Source organism: Gelidibacter sp. (assembly GCF_035577925.1).
Lineage (GTDB): Bacteria > Bacteroidota > Bacteroidia > Flavobacteriales > Flavobacteriaceae > Gelidibacter.
Genome location: NZ_DATJCY010000346.1, coordinates 1 through 2965, shown reverse-complemented (window position 1 = coordinate 2965; position 2965 = coordinate 1). Strand labels below are relative to the sequence as shown.

Annotated in this window: 3 protein-coding genes; all 3 read right to left on the bottom strand. The window is 28.9% G+C overall.

The features are described 5' to 3' along the window. The coding region (locus VNJ50_RS13405) for a DUF6734 family protein (protein WP_325582742.1) at positions 1 to 777 on the bottom strand (777 nt) is incomplete at its 3' end. An 80-nt stretch (positions 778 to 857) separates the two neighbouring features. Next, the gene (locus VNJ50_RS13400; protein WP_325582740.1) at positions 858 to 2045 is read right to left on the bottom strand and encodes a TlpA disulfide reductase family protein; all 1188 of its coding nucleotides are present in this window, start codon (positions 2043 to 2045) and stop codon (positions 858 to 860) included. 415 nt (positions 2046 to 2460) lie between these two features. After that, positions 2461 to 2965 (bottom strand): hypothetical protein (locus VNJ50_RS13395; RefSeq protein WP_325582738.1); only part of this gene is annotated, 505 nt, incomplete at its 5' end.

Below are 2965 nucleotides of genomic sequence, written 5' to 3'. Positions count from 1 at the left end.
ATGATTCCTTTTATACTGTCCTATTAAATGTAAATATTTTTTTATAGGTACTTTGTCAAAATCTCCAAAACCCCTATAATTGTTATCTAGCGTTTTTTCATCGAGAAGAAAGTCTATTTTAAGTTCTCTGTTGGTAGCCATTTCATAAAACAAAACTTGTTCAAAAAAAACATTGAAGTTGTATGCTCCCGCGGTCTCCCAAACCCTCTTGTTTTTATCTACAAATTCAAAACTTTTAGCGCAATAATCATGGAAAAAAGATAAATCGTTACCGCCTACTATTCCCATATTGCAAGCATGGGTATTTGAACCATTTTCAAACCTCTCAATTTCGGGTGGTAAGAAGTCCAGATTTGGACTAATATTTGCCCACATGGATTTATAATAATCTGTCGTTACTTCCAAATTTTGTGCTAGTAGTGGCGATTTTTTAAATAACCTGTCAATCTTTTCCCAAACAAAAACATCACCATCTACATGGATGAAAGGCTCTTTTTGAAGGTGATACGTTTTTATTTTGCCTATAGCCCAAAGATTTTTATTATAGTAGTTTAATTCATCTAAAATAACATGAACCTTGGTGTAGGGTAATTTTAAGTCATCTATCAATAATTTTTTACCGAATTCATCAGTATAAAGATGTACATTGTCGTGATATTTGATGAGTTGGTGGGAACTTAAAATCCAACTTAACCAATGAAATCGAGGTGCTAACCATCCACTACTATCCTTGGTACAGTTTACATTTTTTGACCAGAAACTTTGGATTATGTTCACGAAATATTATTGATTGGTGGGTCTGAAAAAAATCTTCAAAGAGGGTAAGTCTCCAAATAAATTATCGCTAAGAATAAATCTTATTCGAGAAGTTCGGTTAATCGACTCTTTAGTTTTTCTGAATTTAAATTCTTATCTATGATTTTATAATTAGAATCGATTAAGAAATTTGTTGGATAAGCTATCACGCCTAACCTATCATTTACTTCTAATTTACTGTCAATTAATGAAATCCACTGGGTGTTATCATTTTTTAAGGCATCTAACCATTTGTCTTTATCTCGATCAACAGAAATTCCAACAATTTGAAAATTCGTCGTATTGAAATCAGAGTAATATTTGCTAATTTCTGCATTTTCTTTCCTACAAGGCGCACACCAAGAGGCCCAAAAGTCAATTAAAATATATTTCGCCCGTACATCACTCAAGGAAACTCGATTGCCGTTCTGATCTTGAAGAGTGAAATTCTTTATAGTATCGTCAACATTTGTAGTATTTAAAATCCTTTCCAACTTTATTCTTCCTGCTTCTGAAAGCTTATTGTTTCTAATCGCTGGGTCGATTTGATTAAAAATTTTTAAATCTTCTTTTTGAATAGTTGGTTTTATGTTAAATGCATATACACTAGAAAAAGAATTTTTATTTTGATGAATAAAGCTGTCGAGAACATTGGTTTTTTCAAGACTTATTTTGTTAGAGATAATCATTAAACTATCAAAAACCTTATTGTTATCTATTTCATTGAAATTTATACTATTAAATTTATTTGACTTGACCATTACGGTATTTAAACTATTATACAAAGCCTTTAAATCGTCGTTTAATTTTGAATTAGAAATATTTGAATTATAAATGGAATCCTGAATTACAATACTTATATTACCTTTTTCTATCAGAAATAGTTTAATGTCTTTTGGGTATCCAAATTGAAGAGGAACTGAAGGCGAACCGAATTGAAAATATATTAAACTAGATAATTGATATAACTCTTTTACTTTAGGTGCATGGTTAGTCAGGTCATTTGTAATAAATGCCTTCAATGGAAATTCTTTCTCTAATACCAAAAATTTAAATTTCTTGTTTGAAGAAACAGTATCAACTTTCGTAATTACTGAATCATTTATAATATATTTGAGATAAATAGGTTTATTTATATAATCAGAAGTGGCTTGTCCTGAAATAATAACCTCGTTCTTATTTTCTGAATTTTTCTTTGTACAACTAAACAAAAAAAATAATATAAAAATCAATAAATTAATATATCTCATATTTTTTACGTGTTCTTTAAAAATATTTTTTATAATTCTTTTTTGGACTAAAGGTTTTGTTACAACACAATAATGACGATTCTAATTATCAAATTAGAGTAAAAATGAAACTGTTTACCATATTTTAATAAACAGTTTCGTTGAGTCATGCTAGGCAACAATAACTACATCTTCTAAAGGGAAGACCAGTACCTTTTACAAAATAACTGCAACCTGTCGTTTCACAACTTGGATCAGTGTTGCAGCCTCCTCCGTCTCCTCCGCTTCCTCCGCTTATTGTCCTCATTTCATCTCTACTTAGAGATTCCAAAACAGATTTTAAATTAATTTTTTTCATTTTAATTTGTTTATATTACGCCTACTCTATAAAGTTTTTCGGCAACCACTTTTTATTCTAGTTCTAAAGATAAGACTATTAATTTACACTAATTAAAAACAAATTTATTTTGTTAGTATTAATAAATGTTTTTATATTAATATAAATCTTATTAAAATCATAAGTTCTACCAATTGTAACGCTATTGCCATATTTTCTCCCTTTGTAGTAAATGTCATTTTGCCATCTAAATCCAGCCCATCCACTTTTTAATACATTGTTATTGTCTTTCACAATAATCTCTTTTTCAAGATTTAAAATATAACCAGAGTCCATTAGTTCTAATTGATTGGAAGTGAGTTTGATAGTTAAATCGGGGAAGTTTTCATTATTAGTTGTTAAAATGATACTAGAATCATTTTTAATTATTTTATATAGAACTAGAAAATCCAATTTCTTACTATCAATGCTAGGTAATTCATATTCACGAGAATCACCTGGGAACTCATTTTTGTTTTTAGTTAAATCAATCGACTCAAATGTAATTGGGTCGAAATAATTATAGTTTGACTTATTTCCATTATTATTTTGCTTTTGGAGTAAA